This is a genomic window from Micromonospora sp. NPDC005553 (assembly GCF_042871765.1).
Taxonomy (GTDB): Bacteria; Actinomycetota; Actinomycetes; order Mycobacteriales; family Micromonosporaceae; genus Micromonospora.
In genome coordinates, this window is the sequence record NZ_JBIAJD010000002.1 from 778,634 (window position 1) to 795,869 (window position 17,236).

17 protein-coding genes, 1 tRNA gene and 1 riboswitch are annotated in these 17,236 nt (G+C 69.2%); of the genes, 9 read left to right on the forward strand and 9 right to left on the reverse strand.

Features of this window, described 5'->3' with window-relative positions:
• Nucleotides 1-64 precede the first annotated feature (64 nt).
• On the forward strand, nucleotides 65-820 hold the full coding sequence (locus ACFYPG_RS10985) for a hypothetical protein (protein WP_355004630.1): 756 nt from the start codon (nucleotides 65-67) through the stop codon (nucleotides 818-820).
• Nucleotides 817-1,170, forward strand: coding sequence for a transcriptional regulator (locus ACFYPG_RS10990; RefSeq protein WP_355004629.1), 354 nt, complete (start codon nucleotides 817-819; stop codon nucleotides 1,168-1,170). Before ACFYPG_RS10985 ends, ACFYPG_RS10990 begins: the two co-directional genes overlap by 4 nt.
• A gap of 36 nt (nucleotides 1,171-1,206) precedes the next feature.
• On the opposite strand, the gene ACFYPG_RS10995 is transcribed toward ACFYPG_RS10990, so the two are convergent.
• Nucleotides 1,207-1,788, reverse strand: a complete 582-nt coding sequence (locus ACFYPG_RS10995; protein ID WP_387351562.1) for a TetR/AcrR family transcriptional regulator — start codon at nucleotides 1,786-1,788, stop codon at nucleotides 1,207-1,209.
• Between the two features lie 85 nt (nucleotides 1,789-1,873).
• Between ACFYPG_RS10995 and ACFYPG_RS11000 the strand changes: the two genes are divergently transcribed.
• From ACFYPG_RS11000 to ACFYPG_RS11020, 5 genes are all read left to right on the forward strand, one after another.
• Complete coding sequence (locus ACFYPG_RS11000) at nucleotides 1,874-2,809, forward strand: 2-dehydropantoate 2-reductase N-terminal domain-containing protein (RefSeq protein WP_387351564.1); 936 nt, start codon at nucleotides 1,874-1,876, stop codon at nucleotides 2,807-2,809.
• Nucleotides 2,810-3,015: 206 nt separating this feature from the next.
• Nucleotides 3,016-3,954 carry an LD-carboxypeptidase gene (locus ACFYPG_RS11005; protein ID WP_387351861.1) on the forward strand — a complete coding sequence of 313 codons (939 nt, stop codon included), beginning with the start codon at nucleotides 3,016-3,018 and terminating at the stop codon, nucleotides 3,952-3,954.
• A gap of 57 nt (nucleotides 3,955-4,011) precedes the next feature.
• Entirely contained in the window at nucleotides 4,012-4,701 is a 690-nt protein-coding gene (locus ACFYPG_RS11010; protein WP_387351566.1) for a class I SAM-dependent methyltransferase, read from the forward strand.
• A gap of 113 nt (nucleotides 4,702-4,814) precedes the next feature.
• Complete coding sequence (locus ACFYPG_RS11015) at nucleotides 4,815-5,378, forward strand: 2'-5' RNA ligase family protein (protein WP_387351567.1); 564 nt, start codon at nucleotides 4,815-4,817, stop codon at nucleotides 5,376-5,378.
• Nucleotides 5,375-5,815 carry a DUF4240 domain-containing protein gene (locus tag ACFYPG_RS11020; protein ID WP_387351569.1) on the forward strand — a complete coding sequence of 147 codons (441 nt, stop codon included), beginning with the start codon at nucleotides 5,375-5,377 and terminating at the stop codon, nucleotides 5,813-5,815. The genes ACFYPG_RS11015 and ACFYPG_RS11020 overlap by 4 nt, the downstream gene beginning before the upstream one ends.
• A 57-nt stretch (nucleotides 5,816-5,872) precedes the next feature.
• On the opposite strand, the gene ACFYPG_RS11025 is transcribed toward ACFYPG_RS11020, so the two are convergent.
• Both ACFYPG_RS11025 and ACFYPG_RS11030 read right to left on the reverse strand, forming a co-directional pair.
• Nucleotides 5,873-5,946, reverse strand: a tRNA-Gly gene (locus ACFYPG_RS11025).
• 261 nt (nucleotides 5,947-6,207) lie between these two features.
• The gene (locus ACFYPG_RS11030) at nucleotides 6,208-6,765 is read right to left on the reverse strand and encodes a pyridoxamine 5'-phosphate oxidase family protein (RefSeq protein ID WP_387351571.1); all 558 of its coding nucleotides are present in this window, start codon (nucleotides 6,763-6,765) and stop codon (nucleotides 6,208-6,210) included.
• A gap of 97 nt (nucleotides 6,766-6,862) precedes the next feature.
• Between ACFYPG_RS11030 and dcd the strand changes: the two genes are divergently transcribed.
• Nucleotides 6,863-7,441, forward strand: a complete 579-nt coding sequence (gene dcd / locus ACFYPG_RS11035) for a dCTP deaminase (RefSeq protein ID WP_030332009.1) — start codon at nucleotides 6,863-6,865, stop codon at nucleotides 7,439-7,441.
• Nucleotides 7,442-7,501: 60 nt separating this feature from the next.
• Here the strand turns inward: dcd and ACFYPG_RS11040 are convergent, their stop codons facing one another.
• Nucleotides 7,502-8,542 carry an NlpC/P60 family protein gene (locus tag ACFYPG_RS11040; RefSeq protein ID WP_387351573.1) on the reverse strand — a complete coding sequence of 347 codons (1,041 nt, stop codon included), beginning with the start codon at nucleotides 8,540-8,542 and terminating at the stop codon, nucleotides 7,502-7,504.
• 13 nt (nucleotides 8,543-8,555) lie between these two features.
• A riboswitch (cyclic di-AMP (ydaO/yuaA leader) is annotated at nucleotides 8,556-8,691 on the reverse strand.
• Between the two features lie 235 nt (nucleotides 8,692-8,926).
• Here ACFYPG_RS11040 and ACFYPG_RS11045 point away from each other — a divergent pair.
• Nucleotides 8,927-10,909, forward strand: a complete 1,983-nt coding sequence (locus ACFYPG_RS11045) for an N-acetylmuramoyl-L-alanine amidase (RefSeq protein ID WP_387351575.1) — start codon at nucleotides 8,927-8,929, stop codon at nucleotides 10,907-10,909.
• 55 nt (nucleotides 10,910-10,964) lie between these two features.
• On the opposite strand, the gene ACFYPG_RS11050 is transcribed toward ACFYPG_RS11045, so the two are convergent.
• From ACFYPG_RS11050 to ACFYPG_RS11070, 5 genes are all read right to left on the reverse strand, one after another.
• Entirely contained in the window at nucleotides 10,965-11,978 is a 1,014-nt protein-coding gene (locus ACFYPG_RS11050) for an NlpC/P60 family protein (protein WP_387351577.1), read from the reverse strand.
• Between the two features lie 167 nt (nucleotides 11,979-12,145).
• On the reverse strand, nucleotides 12,146-13,147 hold the full coding sequence (locus tag ACFYPG_RS11055) for a hemolysin family protein (protein WP_355004619.1): 1,002 nt from the start codon (nucleotides 13,145-13,147) through the stop codon (nucleotides 12,146-12,148).
• Complete coding sequence (locus tag ACFYPG_RS11060) at nucleotides 13,140-14,462, reverse strand: hemolysin family protein (protein ID WP_387351579.1); 1,323 nt, start codon at nucleotides 14,460-14,462, stop codon at nucleotides 13,140-13,142. The genes ACFYPG_RS11055 and ACFYPG_RS11060 overlap by 8 nt, the downstream gene beginning before the upstream one ends.
• 106 nt (nucleotides 14,463-14,568) lie before the next feature.
• A complete protein-coding gene (locus ACFYPG_RS11065) occupies nucleotides 14,569-16,767 on the reverse strand; it encodes a (Fe-S)-binding protein (RefSeq protein WP_355005164.1) in 2,199 nt (732 codons plus the stop codon).
• Between the two features lie 204 nt (nucleotides 16,768-16,971).
• Nucleotides 16,972-17,235 (reverse strand): cell division protein CrgA, encoded by a 264-nt coding sequence (locus ACFYPG_RS11070; protein WP_112583988.1) that lies wholly within the window; start codon nucleotides 17,233-17,235, stop codon nucleotides 16,972-16,974.
• Between the last annotated feature and the right edge of the window lies 1 nt (nucleotide 17,236).

The window sequence follows — 17,236 nt, forward strand, 5'->3', positions numbered from 1 at the left end:
CAGAATGATTTGCGATGCAAACCTATTGGCAGTGCAGCATCTGCGCAGCAGCCAGGAGGCCACCGTGTCGGACCGATCGAGCACCGCGCCGAACAGCGGCAACACACCCAGCGAGCTGCTGGCGTCGGTGACCGCCCTTCAGCGACGCACCCGGGCCGCCCGCAACGCCTACTGGCTGCCGCTGCTGCTGTTCGGTCTCCTGACGGCGATGGCAGCACCCCTATACGTCGAATCGGTCGAACCGTCCGCCCTACGCGTCGGGGAGGACAACCCCGCACTGACCGGCCTCGGTGGGGAATTCCTCGAACGCTCGGCAGCCCTCGGCTGGTACTGGCTGGCGGCGCTCATCGGCGGCTACCTGCTCAGCCTCTGGTGGTATCGGTGGCATGGTGTGCGGGTGGGCGTCCAGACACCGGCTCGGCCGTACGTCATCGCCGGCATCGTGGGCACCCTCGTCGGGCTCGTGCTGCCGATCGTGCTGCGGTACCTGTTGCTCAACATGACGACGGTGATCTCGAACGGGACCAGCTGGCTGACCGTACCGCTGCTGGGCATCTCCAACCGCGGCATGATCCCGCACCTGGTCATCGCGGTGGGGCTACTGGTCCTGGCTCGGCTGGAACGCAGCCGTGGCCTGACGGTCGTGGCGACGGCCTACACCGCGGCGGTCGTCCTCGTGAACATCTACTTCCAGGCCGCCAACTTCCAGCCGGGGGACCTGAACCGCTACAGCTTCCTGCTGGCTGCCCTGCTGCCCGCGCCGATCCTGCTGGCCGGCGGTGGCGTCGCCCTCCTCAACTCGATCAAGAGGTCCGCGTGAGCAGTGCTGACGAGGCCGCCGGCACCGGCAACGGCGGGCATCCGACGAACGGGCTCAGCGACACCGTCCACCAACGCAACCGGCTCGGCATCCTCACCATCGCGGCGGAGGCCGAGCGGGTGGAGGTCGCCTACCTGCGCGACGCCCTCGAACTCACCGCCGGCAACCTCTCCCGCCACCTCGCCGTGCTGGAGGAGGCCGACCTGATCCAGATCGAACGGGGCTACCACGGACGGCGACCCAAGACCTGGATCAGGATCACCGACCAGGGGCAGGCCGCGCTGGCGGCCGAGATCAGCGCACTGCGGGAACTCCTGCGACGCCATCAGGAGTTCCGGGCCTCCAGCTGAGCGCAGTGGCTGGAGTGCCACAGGAGCCAGGTCCGCTCACGGCGCCGCGCGGCGGAGGCCGGCGAGGACGAGGGTGATGACGCCGTCCGCGTCGGTTCGGTAGGTCGGGTGGTCGTAGGCCGCACAGATGCCGTGGAGGGTCATCATGACGGCGCCGGCTCCCACGTCGTCGCGGATGGTTCCGGTCCTGACGGCGGCGGCCAGGAGGTCGTCGATGACCTGGCCCAGGGCTTGGGCACCCTCTGCCAGCGTGCCCGATTGGGTGGCCATGAGCGTGGCGAGTGTGCGGGCGAGGCCCTCGTGGCGGTGCAGGTGGTCCACGAAGCCGCGCAGGAAGGATTCCAGCGCCTCGTCGGCGGGGAGGGTGGCCTGCAGCTCGCGGGCGCGGTCGCACATCGCGGTGAGTTCTTCGCGGTAGACCGCCTCGGCCAGGGCTTCCCGGGTGGGGAAGTGGCGGTAGAGCGTGCCGGTGCCCACGCCAGCGAGTTTGGCGAAGTCGTCGAAGCGCAGGTTGAAGCAGCCGCTGGCGAAGAGCTCGCGGGCCTTCGCGATCAGGGCGTCCCGGTTGCGGCGGGCGTCGGCGCGCAGTGGCTTGGCATCGGTCACGTAGGGCTCCATGTTGACAAGTGGAGACTGTCTCCATATTTTTAGAACCGGAGACAGTCTCCGATTATAGGGTACGAGGTGCCGCGTGAAGATCTTGATGTTCGGCCGGGGCGTCATCGGCGCGACGTACGGGTGGGCCCTGGAACGGGCCGGGCACCACGTCGAGTTCTACGTCCGGCCGGGGCGGGCAGCAGCGTACGGCGATGCGATTGATCTCGACCTGCTCGACGCCCGGCGACGGCCGTGGGGGAAGCGCGTCGCCGAGAGGTGGCCAGTGCGCTACCGCGAGTCGCTGGAGCCGGACCATGACTTCGATCTGATCGTGCTGAGCGTGCAGCACTACGGCTTCGCCGAGGCCGCGGCCTTCCTGGGACCGCGCGTGGGCAGAGCCACTGTGCTCGTCTTCAACAACCTCTGGGTCGAGCCGATGACCGCGACCGAACACCTTCCCGCTGATCAGGTGGCCTGGGGCTTTCCCGGGGCTGGCGGCGGCTTCGGCGACGACGGTGTACTGCGTGGGGCTCTGCTGCCCGTGGTCTTCTTCGGCACTATCGACCGGCCGCCGACCGAGCGCGAGCGGGCCGTGCGCCAGGTGTTTCGCGAGGCGGGGTTCAGGCTCCAGGAGAGCTCCGACTTCCGTGGCTGGCTGTCGATCCACTTCGTTCAGAACGCGGGCCTGCACACCCAGAGTCTGAAACAGGGCTCGTTGTCCAAGCTGACGCCCGGCAACGCACGTGAAGCGATCCTCGCCACCCGCGAACTCCTGCGGCTCGTCGAGGCTCGCGGCGTTGATCTGCGGCGGCACCGCAGCGAGCTACTTCCTTTCACCGCGCCCGTCTGGCTGGCAGCACCGGTGATGGCCTGGCTGTTCAGGCACTTCCCGCCGATGCGCCTGGTGATGGAGGCCCACGCCAACCCCGAGGAGCTGCGCTCGGTCTGCCGCGACACCCTGGCGGAGGCGCGCAGGCTGGGCGTGGAGGTGCCCCGACTGGAGGCGGCCGAGCCCTACTTCGCTGCCGAGAGAACGGCCTAGGCATCCACGCGCTGGTGCTGAAACGACTCAGGCGTGCGCGTACGCAGCCGCCGAAATGAGTCGCGTACGGACCGGCACACCTGTTGGATCTCGACATGGAGCATGAGCTTGTTCGTCCCCGAAAGGCACGCCCCGGGGACCACCTCGCGGTCCTCTCACCGTCCTTCGCCGCAGCCGGCGCCTATCCGGTGATCCACGAGCAGGCCATGCGACGGCTTGCCGACCTGACCGGCCTCGTACCTGTCGAATACCCCACCACCCGCCAGGTGGGTGCGACTGCGGCAGCGCGTGCGGCGGACATCAACGCCGCCTTCGCGGACCCCCGGGTACGCGGCATTCTCGCCGTCATCGGCGGCGAGGACCAGATCACCGTCATCCCCCACCTGGACGCCGACCTGGCCCGTGCCGACCCGAAGCCGTTCCTCGGCACCAGCGACAACACCAACCTGCACCACTGGCTCTGGGGACTCGGCATCGCCAGCTTCTACGGCGGATCCTCCCAGGTGCACCTCGGCCCCGGGCCTGCCGTCGACGACGTCCACGTCCGGTCGCTGCGAGCGGCGTTGCTCACCGGGGAACGGCTGGAGATCACCGACCCGGGTGAGTCCGAGGACATCGGCGTCGACTGGGCAGATCCGCAGGCGCTGAAGTCGTTCGGAGAGCGCGAACCGACGGAGCCGTGGAGCTGGCACGGGCCGGCCCGAGCGGTCACCGGCCGCACCTGGGGTGGCTGCCTGGAGGTCATCCAGTGGATCCTGACGGCGGGACGCTTCCCGTTCCCCCCGGAGGTCCTGCACGGCGGGGTGCTGATCATCGAAACGTCGGAGGAGCTGCTCCCCGCCCGCGAGGTCGGCTGGATCGTCCGGTCACTGGGTGAACGCGGTCTCCTCAGCGCCGTCGACGCGGTCCTGCTCGCCCGTCCGCCGGTCTCCGACCACACCCGTCGACCCCCGGCCGCAGATCGGGCGCGACTTCGCGAGCAGCAGCGCGACACTGTCGTCGACGTGGTGACCCGTTACAACCCCGAGGCGGTCGTCTGCGTCGGCGTGCCGTTCGGCCACACCAGGCCACAATGGATTCTTCCGCATGGTGGCCCGGTAACCGTCGATGGCGTGCAACGTCGGATCTTCGCCGACTACCGGTAGAGGTGCCGTCGCGCGAATACGCTTGCGGATCCCCTCAGCGGTCGGGATCGTGCTCGGATGCGCACCGAGACCGGTTACCACGACGAACTCGGCGAGTTCTTCGCACAGAACGCCGACGTCAGCCCCTACAACGCGTATACCGATCGACCTGCGATGTTGGCACTCGCCGGTGACCTCGCCGGTACGGACATCCTCGATGTCGGCTGCGGTGCCGGTCACTATGCGGCCGAACTGTTGGCGCGGGGCGCCCGGGTGACCGGCATCGACGCAAGCGCCACCGTGCTCCGCCATGCGCACTCCCGTGCCGCTCAGGCACAGTTACGCCTGCACGACCTGGAGCGGCCGTTGGACTTTGCCGCCGACGCGTCGTTCGACGGGGTCGTCTGCGCGCTGGTCATACACCATCTGACGAACCGGCGGCAGTTGCTGGCCGAGATGCGTCGGGTGCTCCGTCCCGCCGGCTGGCTCGTCATCTCGACCACCCATCCGACGGCTGACTGGCGACACTTCGGCGGCTCCTACTACGACGACTCCTGGGTCGATCTGCCGCACGGGCCGGGTGCCCTCCACTTCCAGCGGATGACGCTGGAAGCATTCCTCGGCGAACTCCTGGACGCCGGCTTCCTCCTGGAGAAGCTCATCGAGCCACGGCCGCGCGTCGAACTTCGCGAGGTCAACGAGGACGCCTACGCCCGCCTCACCGAGCGGCCGTCCTTTCTCGCTGCCCGGATGCGGTCCCGAGACTGAGATCGGGCGCTCACACACCACGCCTCCTGCTGCCTGATCTCTGGTGGGTGCGGGCCGCCTGGCGGGCGGTGAATCCAGTGGACCGGCACCGACCGTGGCGGAAAGCTGTGGGGATGGAACCGACACAGACCGCGCTCATCGTGCCGATACCCGAGGCCGAGGATGCGGTGGGCCCCTTCCGGGCATCGCTCGACCCGGCCGCCGGGTGGGGGGTGCCAGCGCACGTGACCGTCCTCTACCCGTTCCTGCCCCCGCAGCAGATCGATGAGCAGGTCTTGGCCGTACTGCGCGAGACCATTGCCGGGATACCGCGGTTCGACGTCGCACTGACGGACGTCGGCTGGTTCGGTGACACGGTCGTCTGGCTTGCTCCACAGCCAGCTCGCCCGTTCCGGGAACTCACTTCGGCCGTGTGGCAGCAGTTTCCCGAGGCGCCCCCCTACGCCGGGGCGCACAGCGATGTGGTGCCGCACCTGACCATCGGTCACGACGCCGCCAAGCCCACGCTGAGCCACGCCGCAGAAACCATCTCCACGCACCTGCCGATCAACGCGGCCATCGACAGAGTCAGGCTCATCGCCGGAACACCGGACATCAGCCCCTGGCGCACCGTCTGCGAGTTCCCGCTAGGCACCACACCACCTGCGCCGGCTGGACCGTTACCGTCCTTGACGTGAACTCGGCGGAATTCTGGAAGTTCCTGGAGCCGTCAGCCGAGGAGACGGACGGCCTGTGTAGCAGCGACTCGTTCTGGTACTTCCAACCATGGCTCATCGGCCAGGGGCAGCGCTGGTGGCAGCACGTCGCCCAAAACCCCGACAACCTCGCCGACCTGCCCGCTGTGCGTGCGCTCGCCGGCCGCAGTCTCTGGGAACGGGCCGACGCGGAGTGGCCGCACTGGGAAGAACTCGCTTACGTGGCGTCCAGCGCCTACGACCACATCACCGGGCGTGAAGACAGCCTCTATGAAGCGCTGGACGCCCGGGGCCACCGCCCGTACTTCGATCCAGCCCCAATCGATGAACCCTGGGACAGCGACAGCCTCGCCGAGATCGAACAACGCCTGCCGCGCCTCATGCGCTTGTTCCCCCGCCAGCACTACGTGAAGCCCTGACCAGCGCAACATCAAAAGCCCTGGCTGGGACTGTTGTCCTGACCAGGGCTTTGATCGTGGAGCGGGTGACGGGAATCGAACCCGCACTGTCAGCTTGGGAAGCTGATGTTCTGCCATTGAACTACACCCGCAAGCGGCACCACTGTACCCGAGTCGTCGGGCCCATGCACCCAGGCACCCCCGGTGACCGCAGGTGTCTGCGGACCGTGCCGCCCGGGTCGGCAGGGATGATCCACTCGGTTTCCTGGAAGTCGGGGCGTCCGGAGCGCCGGGATACCGCAAGTTCGTTGAAGTCGAGTGGATCATGCGGGAGTGGCAGGCGTGGCGGGCGTACGCATCGGTGCCGGCTCCGTCACGACGGAGCCAGCACCGATGATCTTCCGGTCGTGTGGTCAGGCGGCCGTGCACTGCACGTCACGGCTGAGGAGGGTCGGGCGCGTCTGCGGGACGGCGAGGGGCGCTGCCACCGCCGACTGGGCGTTTGGGTCGAGCCAGACCCGAACGGCCGGCCGACTCGGCCCGAGACCCGGAATGCCCGCGATGTGCTGCTCGCGGCGGGTGAGCATGGCCACGTCGACGGTGAACTCGAAGAGCCGCCAGTCGACCTGCGGCTCGGCGCGGGCGCTCTGCGCCAGCTGCGCCACCAGGATCGGATCGGTCACCGGGCGGGCGTGACCCGCCACGTACGCCTCGTCGTCGCTCTCCTCCGCAGGGAACGAGTGCAGCGCGTAACGGCCGTCACGTTCGAGGTCGCGGCGCTTGGGCGAGTCGATGATGAAGCAGAACAGCCCCTCGGCGGTGATGACCGGGGAGACCGGATGGACGCGGGGCCCGCCGTCGGCACGGACCGTGGCCAGATAGCCGAAGCCCGGCCCGTACTGCTGAAGGAGAACGCGGATCCCGTCGGCGAGTCGGGGCTCGTCGGCGGCGAATTCGGACCAGGAAGCCATGTGGGCATTCTATCGAACAAATGTACGAGCAGCGACCTCGACGCGCTGGTCCGGCACCGAATCCGGCCACTTCCGGCAACGCGGCTATGGTGGTCCGATGCTGCTCTCCGACCGTGACCTGGTCTCCGAGATCAAGGCCGGCACGCTGGGCTTGGAGCCGTTCGAGCCCACCCTGGTCCAACCCTCCAGCATCGACGTCCGACTCGACCGGCTGTTCCGGGTCTTCAACAACCACCTCTACACCCACATCGATCCGGCCATGCAGCAGGACGACCTCACCTCGGCGGTCGAGGTCCCCGACGGCGAGCCGTTCGTGCTGCACCCGGGGGAGTTCGTGCTCGCCTCGACGCTGGAGGTCATCTCGCTGGGTGACCAGCTCGCCGGCCGGCTGGAGGGCAAGAGCTCTCTGGGCCGGCTCGGGCTGCTCACGCACTCCACCGCCGGTTTCATCGACCCAGGCTTCTCCGGTCACGTGACGCTGGAACTCTCGAACGTGGCGAACCTGCCGATCACCCTGTGGCCGGGCATGAAGATCGGGCAGCTCTGCATCTTCCGGCTCTCCTCGCCGGCCGAGCACCCGTACGGCTCGGTGGTCTACGGCTCGCGCTACCAGGGCCAGCGGGGGCCGACACCCAGCCGCGCCTGGCAGCACTGGCGCACCTGGCCCACCCGCTAGGACCAGAACGACGAGGGCCCGCCGCGACGCGATCGCGACGGGCCCTACGGTCACACTGGGTCAGCCTGGACGGCCGTAGCTGTGGATCGGGCCGTCGTCGACCTTCTTCATCTTGACCGGTTGACCGGCCTGCGAGGCGTGCACCACCCAGCCGCCGCCGACGTACATGCCGACGTGGTGGATGTCGCTGTAGTAGAAGACCAGGTCGCCGGGGCGCAGGTCACCCTTGCTGACGTTCTTGGTGACCCGGCTCTGCGCGGCGGCGTTGTGCGGCAGCGACACGCCGGCCTTCGCCCAGGCGGCCAGCATCAGCCCGGAGCAGTCGTACGAGTTCGGGCCCTCGGCACCCCAGACGTAGGGCTTGCCGATCTGCGCGCAGGCGAACTTGACCGCGGTACCCGCGGCGCCGCCGGGGTAGCTACCCGGGCAGGGCGCCGGGCGCAGCGGACCGCCGCCACCGCTGCCGTACACCTTCAGGCGCAGCTTCTGCAGGCGGTCGATCTCGTCGTTGATCTGCTTCTTCTTCGCCGCCAGCTGGGCTTCCGTGCGGGTCAGCTGGGCCACCATCTCGTCCAGTGGCGCCTTCTGCGCGGCCAGTTGGTCGCGCAGGTCGGCCACCTCGCGGACGTCCTTCTGCTGGTTGTGCGCGAAGCGGTCCAGCATTTCGAGCTGGCCGACCACCTCGCTGGGCGACCGGCTGCCCAGCATCGCGTTGACGGTCGAGACGTTCTCACCCATGTAGGCGCGTACGGCAAGGGCGCTGACCTTGTCCATCGCGGCGTCGACCTGGCGCTCGAGCGGAGTGATCCGGGCGGCCAGCGCGTCTGCCTGCTTGCGCTTCGCGGCGAGGTCGATGCGGGTGGCGTTGTGCCGTTCGATGATCGGTTCGAGCTTGTTCCAGTCGGCGTCGATCTGGCGCTCGATCTCGGCGACGGAGGGGTCGGCGTGGGCCGCCGTGGCACTGCCGGTCAGAACGACGGCGACGCCGGCCAGCGCGGCGAGTGCGGTGGTGAAGCGGGACCAGCGTGGGCGCGGCACTATCGACGCCGGGCCGGCTGATGCCGACCGCTCGGACGACGGCCGCGGGGCATGGAGTGCCACCGGGGTTCCGTACTCCTTCTTCCTGACCGCCTACCGGGTTAGCTGACGGGTTCGGGCGGGAAGTCGGCGCCCTACCGCAGTGGCTGCGGATTCACCCCGAGGGACCTGGGTCCCCGGTTCGCTCGGAAACGACTCGGCGGTGTCGGTCCGTTACCGCCCGGGGTGGGCGGAGCTGCTGTCGGGCCGACAAATGACCAGAGTAGAGACGCCCGTTACCGATCCGCAACCCGTGCGGCCGTGACACTCCGTACGGATTGGATGAGGTCACCGACCGTGTGTGAAGAATTCTTTCCCCAAGCTTCGATAGATGGAAAGGTATTGACGCGAGCTCCCGGACGGCGCGATGGTGATTTGACCTAACTCCGCGAGAATCTAGGGGGTTCGATGCACCATCCAACCCTGTCGACCGGCTGGCGCGCGCTGCTCGCCGCCACCGTGGTCGCCGCCGCGACCACGGTGCCACTTTCCGTCGGCCCGGCCGCTGCCGCGCCCACCACCGACCGCCAACAGCAGTACGCCGACGCGGCCACCGAGTACGGCGTACCGGCCGTCGTGCTGCTCGGCGTCTCCTACCTGGAGTCCCGTTGGGACACCAACGCCGGCACACCGAGCACCAGTGGCGGCTACGGCCCGATGCACCTGACCGACGCCCGGCATGTGGCCGCCCTACCCGGGCGCGGCCACCACGACGCCGGTGCCGAGGACCCACGCGGCGACGACTCCCGTCCCGCCCGGGTGCCCGCGCCCCGACCGGTCGAGGCGCCCGCCCCGTCCACCGCCGCGTTGCAGACCGTCGACGCCGCCGCGGCGCTGACCGGTGCCGCCCCCGAGGCACTGCGTACCGACGCGGGCCTCAACATCCGGGGTGGGGCGGCGCTGCTGAGCGCGTACCAGAGGGATCTGGGCGCGCCGGTCGGCGCGGACACCGACCCGGCGGCCTGGTACGGCGCGGTGGCCCGGTACTCGGGCGCGGACAGCGCCGACGCCGCGGCGGCCTTCGCCGACGAGGTCTTCACCACCATCGGCGCGGGCGAAGCCCGGGTGACCGACGACGGCCAACGGATCACCCTGCCGGCCCGCGCGGTGCGGCCCGAACGTTCCTGGCTGGACCGGCTGGGCCTGCGCCGGCTGGCCCGCCCGGACGGGGTGGAATGCCCCCGCACCATCTCCTGCGAGTGGATCCCGGCGCCCTACGAGGCGTTCGGCGACGGGGACTACGGCAACCACGACCTCTCCGACCGGCCCGCGCGGCAGAAGATCGAGTACATCGTCATCCACGACACCGAGGCGAGTTGGGCCACCACCCTGCAACTCGTCCAGGACCCGACCTACGTGAGCTGGCACTACTCGCTGCGCTCGGTCGACGGGCACATCGCCCAGCACGTCAAGACGAAGGACGTCGGCTGGCACGCCGGCAACTGGTACGTCAACGCGAAGTCGATCGGGTTGGAACACGAGGGCTTCGCGGCGCAGGGCACCTGGTACACCGAGGCGATGTACCGGACCTCGGCGAAGCTGGTCCGCCACCTGGCGCTGCGGCTGGGCATCCCACTGGACCGCCAGCACATCATCGGCCACGACAACGTGCCCGGCACCATCCCCTCGACAGTGCGGGGAATGCACTGGGATCCGGGCCCCTACTGGGACTGGACGCACTACTTCGACCTGCTGCACGCCCCTCGACTGGACACCGGCACCCCGGCCACCGGGCTGGTCCGGATCGACCCGGACCACACCACCAACCAGCCGGCGTTCACCGACTGCGTCACGGTGGGAGTGCCCTGCGCGCCGCGCGGCTCCTCGGCGGTGGTGCTGCGTAGCGCACCGTCCGCTGACGCGCCGCTGGTCAACGACATCGCGCTCCGCCCGGACGGCAGCCCGAACACGATGGCGGTGTCGGACCACGGGGCCCGGGCGTCCGCCGGGCAGACGTACGCGTTGGCCGGCCGGCAGGGCGACTGGACGGCGATCTGGTACCTCGGGCAGCGGGCCTGGTTCCACAACCCGACGTCCGCGCCGACCGCCAGTTGGACCGTCGGAGTCGTGGCGACGCCGAAGCCCGGAAGGGCCACCGTTCCGGTGTACGGACGGGCGTACCCGGAGCAGTCCGCGTACCCGGACGGGGTGCCCTACCAGGCGATCACGCCGCTGCAGTACACGCTGGCCGCCGGGCAGCGGTACGCCGTCGGCGCGGTGCTGGCCGGCGAGTACTACCGGGCCAGCACGTTCGACGGCTCCTCACCCGGCGACTGGACCGTCATTCGCGGCAAGAACCGGTACGCGCAGATCCAGTTCGGCCACCGGATCATGTACGTCGACCTCGCCGACGTGCAGCTGTTGCCCTCCCCGGTGGGGGCACCCCGCTGAGAACCACGACGGCCCCCGGTCGGTGACCGGGGGCCGTCGTGTCGCGCGAGGTGGATCAGCCAGGTCTGCGGAACCCGGCGATGGGCATGGTGGTGATGCTGGACACCTGCACCGGTTTGCCGGCGCGTGGCGCGTGCACCATCTGGTTGTTACCCAGGTACAGCCCGACATGACTCAGGCCGGAGAAGAAGAACACCAGGTCACCGGGACGGGCGTCGGCGCGCGAGATGGCCTTGCCCTCGTTCCACTGGTCACCGGTGTGGTGCGTCAGGTAGATCCCGGCCGCCTTGTAGGCGTACTGGGTCAGCCCCGAGCAGTCGAACGAGTTCGGCCCGGTGGCACCCCAGACGTACGGCTTGCCGACCTTGCCGCAGGCGGTCTTGATCGCGGTGCGGGCCGCCGCACTGAACACGCCGTTGATGGTCGGGCAGGCCGCCGTCTTGACGGTGGTCTTGGGCATCGACGCCTCGAGCTGCTTGATCTCGGCGTCGATCTGCTTCTTCTTGGCCGCCAGATCGTTCTGCTGCTTGGTCTGGGTGACGATCAGCGCGTCCAGCTTCTGCTTCTCGCCGTCGTACTTGGCCCGCACGGCCAGCACGCCCTCGACCTCCTTGCGCTCCTGCGAAGCGAGCCGGTCGAGGATGGTGAGCTGCTCGGTGAGCGTGTCCGGCTTGGCGCTGACCAGCAGCGCACCGATGTCGTGTGACGGGCCGGAGATGTAGTAGCGGGAGGCGAGGTCGCCGACCCGGTTGAGCGCCAGCTCGCTCTGCAGCGCCAGCGGCTCGATCTTCTTCTGCAGGTTCGCCGACTTCTGCCGGTTGACCTTCAGCTGCGCCCGGACCTTGTTGTACTGCTCGATGGTGGGCTCCAACTGCTCCCACTTCTTGTCGATCTGCGCCTCGATCTCGTCGACCGTGGGCGCGGCATGTGCCGGCGCGGTCAGCAGACCGGCGCCGACCGCCGCCGCGGCGACCAGGATCAGCACCCGGTGCGCGACGCGACGCAGGCCACCATAGCGAGCAGACGCAGACAGGTCGTGACGATGAGGGGGCATGGTTGCCACCGGCACCGACTCCTTTGCAACCGACCGCCGGGCGCCTCGCGTGAGGAAAGGGCCGAGGCAGACGACCCACAGCGGTCGGTGCCTCACATTAGGGAAGCTCGCGGCGGTAATCAAGGCGAGGGCGGTAACCATCACTGTCGTGCAACCGCTTGCACACCAAGGGTATTGGTCCATCACCCAACGATTGCGGTCAATACATCGTCAAGAGTGACCACACCGATCGGCCGTCGCCCGTCGCTGACCAGCACCATGTGCCGCCGTTCGCGACGCATGGACAGCAGCAGGTCGGCCAGCGTACGGTCCGGCGGCACCACCGCCAGCGGCCGGTAGACGTCGGCCGGCACCGGGGACCGGCGGCCCTGCCCGGCGTACCCGAGCACGTCCTTGACGTGCACGAAGCCGAGCACCCGACGGGTCGACCGCTGCACCACAGGGAACCGGGACCGGCCGGTCCGGGTCGCCAGCACCTCCAGCGACGCCGGCGAGACGTCCTCGGCCACCGTCACCACTGTCGACCACGGTTGCAGCGCGTCCGCCGCCGTCCGGGCGTGCAGGGCCAGCGCGCCGGTGATCCGCGCGTGCTGCTCCGCGTCGAGCAGCCCCTCGGTCCGCGCCTGCGAGACCAACCCAGCCAACTCCTCGGCGGTGAACACCGTCTTCACCGACTCGGACGCCTCGATCCGCCAGAACCCGAGCACTCTCCGGGCCGCCCATTTCATCGCGAGCAACAACGGTTTGGTGGCCACACAGAATGCCAGCATCGCCGGGCCGAGCCAGAGCGCGGAGACCTCCGGACCGGCCAGCGTGATGTTCTTCGGCACCATTTCACCGACGACCGTGTGCAGAAAAACCACCACGCCCAGCGCCAGCACGAAGGCCACCGGGTGTACCGCCCGCTCCGGCAGGCCCGCCGCGTGGAACGGCGGCTCCAGCAGGTGAGCGAGTGCCGGTTCGGCGATCGCGCCCAGACCCAACGAGCAGACAGTGATGCCGAGCTGCGCGCCAGCGATCATCAGCGGAATCTGGTTCATCGCCGACAACGCCCAGCGGGCGCGTTTCGACCCGGCGGCCAGCGGCTCGATCACCGTCCGACGGGACGCGATGAGCGCGAACTCGCTGCCCACGAAGAACCCGTTGCCGAGCAGCAACAGCACTGTCACCAGCAGCTCAGTCATCGTCGTCCGGGTCCGCCGGGCGCAACACCCGGACCTGCTCGATCCGGTGCCGCTCAACTTCGACCACTGTGAACTCCCAGCCGGCCGCCTCGACCGTCTCGCCGGCGAGCGGGATGTGCCCGAGCTGGGCCATCAGGAACCCGGCCAGGGTCTCGTACGGCCCCTCGGGTAGCCGGAAGCCGGTCTGCTCGGCCAACTCGTCGGAGCGGAGCACACCGTCGACCAGCACTGTGCGCTCACCGCCCGGCACTGTCAGCTCGTCCGACCCGTTGTCGTCCACGCTCGCCGGGTCGAACTCGTCGGCGATCTCCCCGACCAACTCCTCGACGAGGTCCTCGACGGTCACCACGCCGTCCGTGCCGCCGTACTCGTCGACCACGATGGCCAGGTCGGCCCCGGCCGCCTTCAACGCCGCCAGGACACCGTCCAGGTTCAGGCTCTCCGGCACGTACACCGGCTCGCGGGCCACCGAACCGACCCGGGTCGACGCGCGGTCGGCCAGCGGCACGCCCAGCGCGTCGGGCACCGCGGCCACGCCGGTCACCAGGTCCAGGGTCTCCTCGTACACCGGAAACCGGGTCCGCCCGGTCCGTCGCGACTCCTCCAGCAGCTCCGCCACGGTGGCGGTGGCGCGCAGCGCGACCACGTCCACTCTGGGGGTCATCGCCTCCGCTGCCCGCTTGTCACCGAAGCGGATGGTGCGACGCAGCAGCATCGCGGTGTCCGTGGGCAGCGCGCCAGCCCGTGCCGAGATGCCCGCCAGCAGGCCCAGCTCCTCCGGCGAGCGGGCGCTGGCCAACTCCTCCTGCGGCTCCACGCCGAACGCCCGGACCAGTCGGTTCGCCGAGCCGTTCAATCCCCGGATCACCCAGCCGAACGTCCGGGAGAAGGTGTGCATCGGACCGGCCGTGGCCAGCGCCGCCGGCATGGGCCGGGCCAGCGCCGCGTTCTTCGGCACCAACTCGCCGAAGAGCATGGAGATCAGCGTGGCCAGGGCCAACGCGAGGAACGGGGTGAGCCGCTCCGTGCTGTCCCCGGCCAGCGGGCGCAACAGCGGGGTGAAGAGCCGAGCCAGGGCCGGCTCGGCCAGGTAGCCGGTGAGCAGCGCGGTGATGGTGATGCCGAGCTGCGCCCCGGAGAGCTGGAAGGAGAGTTCGCGCAGCGCTGTGCGTACCGTCAGGGCGGCCTGGTCGCCCGCGGCGGCCCGCCGGTCGATCTCCGCCCGGTCGACAGTGACCAGGGCGAACTCGGCCGCGACGAAGAACGCGTTGCCCGCGGTCAGGGCTGCGAAGCCGACCAGGGGCAACAGCGTCATCAAGAGTAGGCCGTCGATGTCGCCTCACCTCGGCGAGATTCTTGCACGACGGCGGCGGCCCTCAGGGGCCGCCGCCGTCGATGAACAGATCCCGGAGGTACGCGTCTCAGCCGCCGATCGGCGCGGTCTCCTTGCCGCCCTGCGGCTGCTCGGGCTTGACCGAGCGGAGCAGCACGCTGGCCACGTCGATCACCTCGACCTGTTCGCCGGCGCCCTTGCCGTTGACCCCGTCGCTGAGCATCGTCGAGCAGAACGGGCAGCCGACCGCTACCGTCTTCGCCCCGGTGGCCATGGCCTCCTCGACGCGGTCCACGTTGATCCGCTTGCCGATCTTCTCTTCCATCCACATCCGGGCGCCGCCGGCACCGCAGCAGAAGGACCGCTCACTGTTACGCGGCATCTCGGTCAGGTCGCCCGCGATGGCGTCACCGAGGACCTCGCGGGGGGCAGCGAAGACGCGGTTGTGCCGACCCAGGTAGCAGGGGTCGTGGTAGGTGACACCGCCGTCGACCGGCTGCACCGGCGTGAGCTTGCCGGTGGCGACCAGGTGCGCGAGCAGTTGCGTGTGGTGGACCACCTCGAACTCCCCGCCGAGCTGCCCGTACTCGTTGCCCAGGGTGTTGAAGCAGTGCGGGCAGGTCGCCACGATCTTGCGCTTGGCCTTCTCCCGACCCTCGAACGCCTCGTTCAACGTCTCCACGTTCTGCTGGGCGAGCATCTGGAAGACGAACTCGTTGCCGATCCGTCGCGCCGGGTCGCCGGAGCAGGTCTCGCCCTCGCCCAGGATCGCGAACTTCACGCCCGCCTCGTTGAGCAGCGTGGCCACCGCGCGGGTGGTCTTCTTGGCCCGGTCCTCGAACGCGCCGGCGCAGCCGACCCAGAACAGGTACTCGAAGTCGTCCACCTCGCCGACCCGGGGCACCTCGAAGTCCAGACCCTTGGTCCAGTCCTCGCGGGTGTTCTGCGGGGCGCCCCACGGGTTGCCCTTGTTCTCCAGGTTCCGCAGCATCACCCCGGCCTCGGAGGGGAAGCTCGACTCGATCAGGACCTGGTAGCGGCGCATGTCGACGATGTGGTCGACGTGTTCGATGTCCACCGGGCACTGCTCGACGCAGGCACCGCAGGTGGTGCAGGACCAGAGCACGTCCGGATCGATGACACCGCCCTCCTCGGCGGTGCCGATCAACGGCTTGTCGGCCTCGGCGAGGGCCAGCACGTCCAGGTGGGCGAGCTGCGCCTGGGTGGCCTTCTCCTCGCCGGTCAGGTCCTTGCCGCCGCCGGCCAGCAGGTAGGGCGCCTTCGCGTACGCGTGGTCGCGCAGGCTCAGCACCAGCAGCTTCGGCGACAGTGGCTTGCCGGTGTTCCAGGCCGGGCACTGCGACTGGCAGCGACCGCACTCGGTGCAGGTGCTGAAGTCCAGGAGGCCCTTCCAGCTGAACTGCTCGACGTGGGCGACGCCGAACTGGTCCTTCTCCGGGTCCGCCTCCTCGAAGTCGAGCGGCTTGCCCTGGCTCGTCATCGGGCGCAGCGCGCCGAGACCGGAGCCGGCCGGCTTGGCGGGCTCCCGCTTGAAGAAGATGTTGGGGAACGCCAGGAAGCGGTGCCAGGCGACGCCCATCGTGACGTTCAGGGAGATGACGATCAGCCACGTCATCGAAATAATGATCTTGATAGCCGCGGCGACGCTGACGCCGTCCGCCCAGTCGGGCAGCACCGCGCCGACCGCGTGGCTGACCGGAGTGGCCCAGAACGGGAACTCGAAGTGGTCGGTGGCGACCTTGAAGCCCCGGATCACGAAGCCGAAGATCAGGACCAGCAGCACGATCCACTCGACGAAGTAGCCCTGCCACATGGTCGAGCCGGTGAACCGGGACCGCCCTCCCGGGCGGGTCGGCCGGTTGCGCAGCCGGATCGCCATCAGCACCAGGATGCCGACCAGACCCAGCACCCCGATGATCTCGGTGACCAGACCGAAGATCGTCCAGTGCCCGATGATCGGCAGACCACCGTCGGTGGTGACCACCTCGAAGTACGCCTCGAGCACCAGCAGCGACAGCACGACGAAGCCGACCATCACGAACCAGTGCGCGGCACCCACCACGCCCCACTTGAGCATCCGGGTGTGGCCGGCCGTCTCCACCAGCATCGTCCTGGCGCGGGCGACCTTGTCGGAGAACCGCTCCGGCGCGGGTTGCCCGAGCCGGATGACTGCCACCATCTTCAGGACCGCACGCACCGCAAGCCACACCGCCACGGCGGTGATGGCGGCTGCGAGGATCGTGGTGACGATCTGGACGCTGCCCATCGAGTTGGCCTCCCCGGTCTGCTGCCTGATGACCTCGCTCTGCTCGGTCATGCAGTGCAGCCTACGCGAAGGTTACCCAGCGGTAACGTGAGTCATCTCGCAGTAGGCCGCGCTGCCTGCGCACACCATAGGGGGCCCCACCCGATCCTGCTGGGCAGGGGCTCGACGGGGTGACGTGGGACCGCCGACGCGACGGTCGGCGGATCAGCGCCAGCGAGAGAGCAACGCCAGCGACGCGACCATCGCACCGAAGCCGACGGCGAGGTTCCAGTAACCCCACGCCATGACCGGGTACTCCTGCTCGGACAGGTAGTAGAGCACCAGCCAGCCGATGCCGACGACGATCAAGGCGACCGCGGTGATCGGCAACCACACCGGGCTAGGCTTGCGCGACGACGACGTCGTCGTCGGACGCACGTCCGTCGGCGGGGTGTACACCTTCTTCTTACGGACCTGAGACTTGGGCACG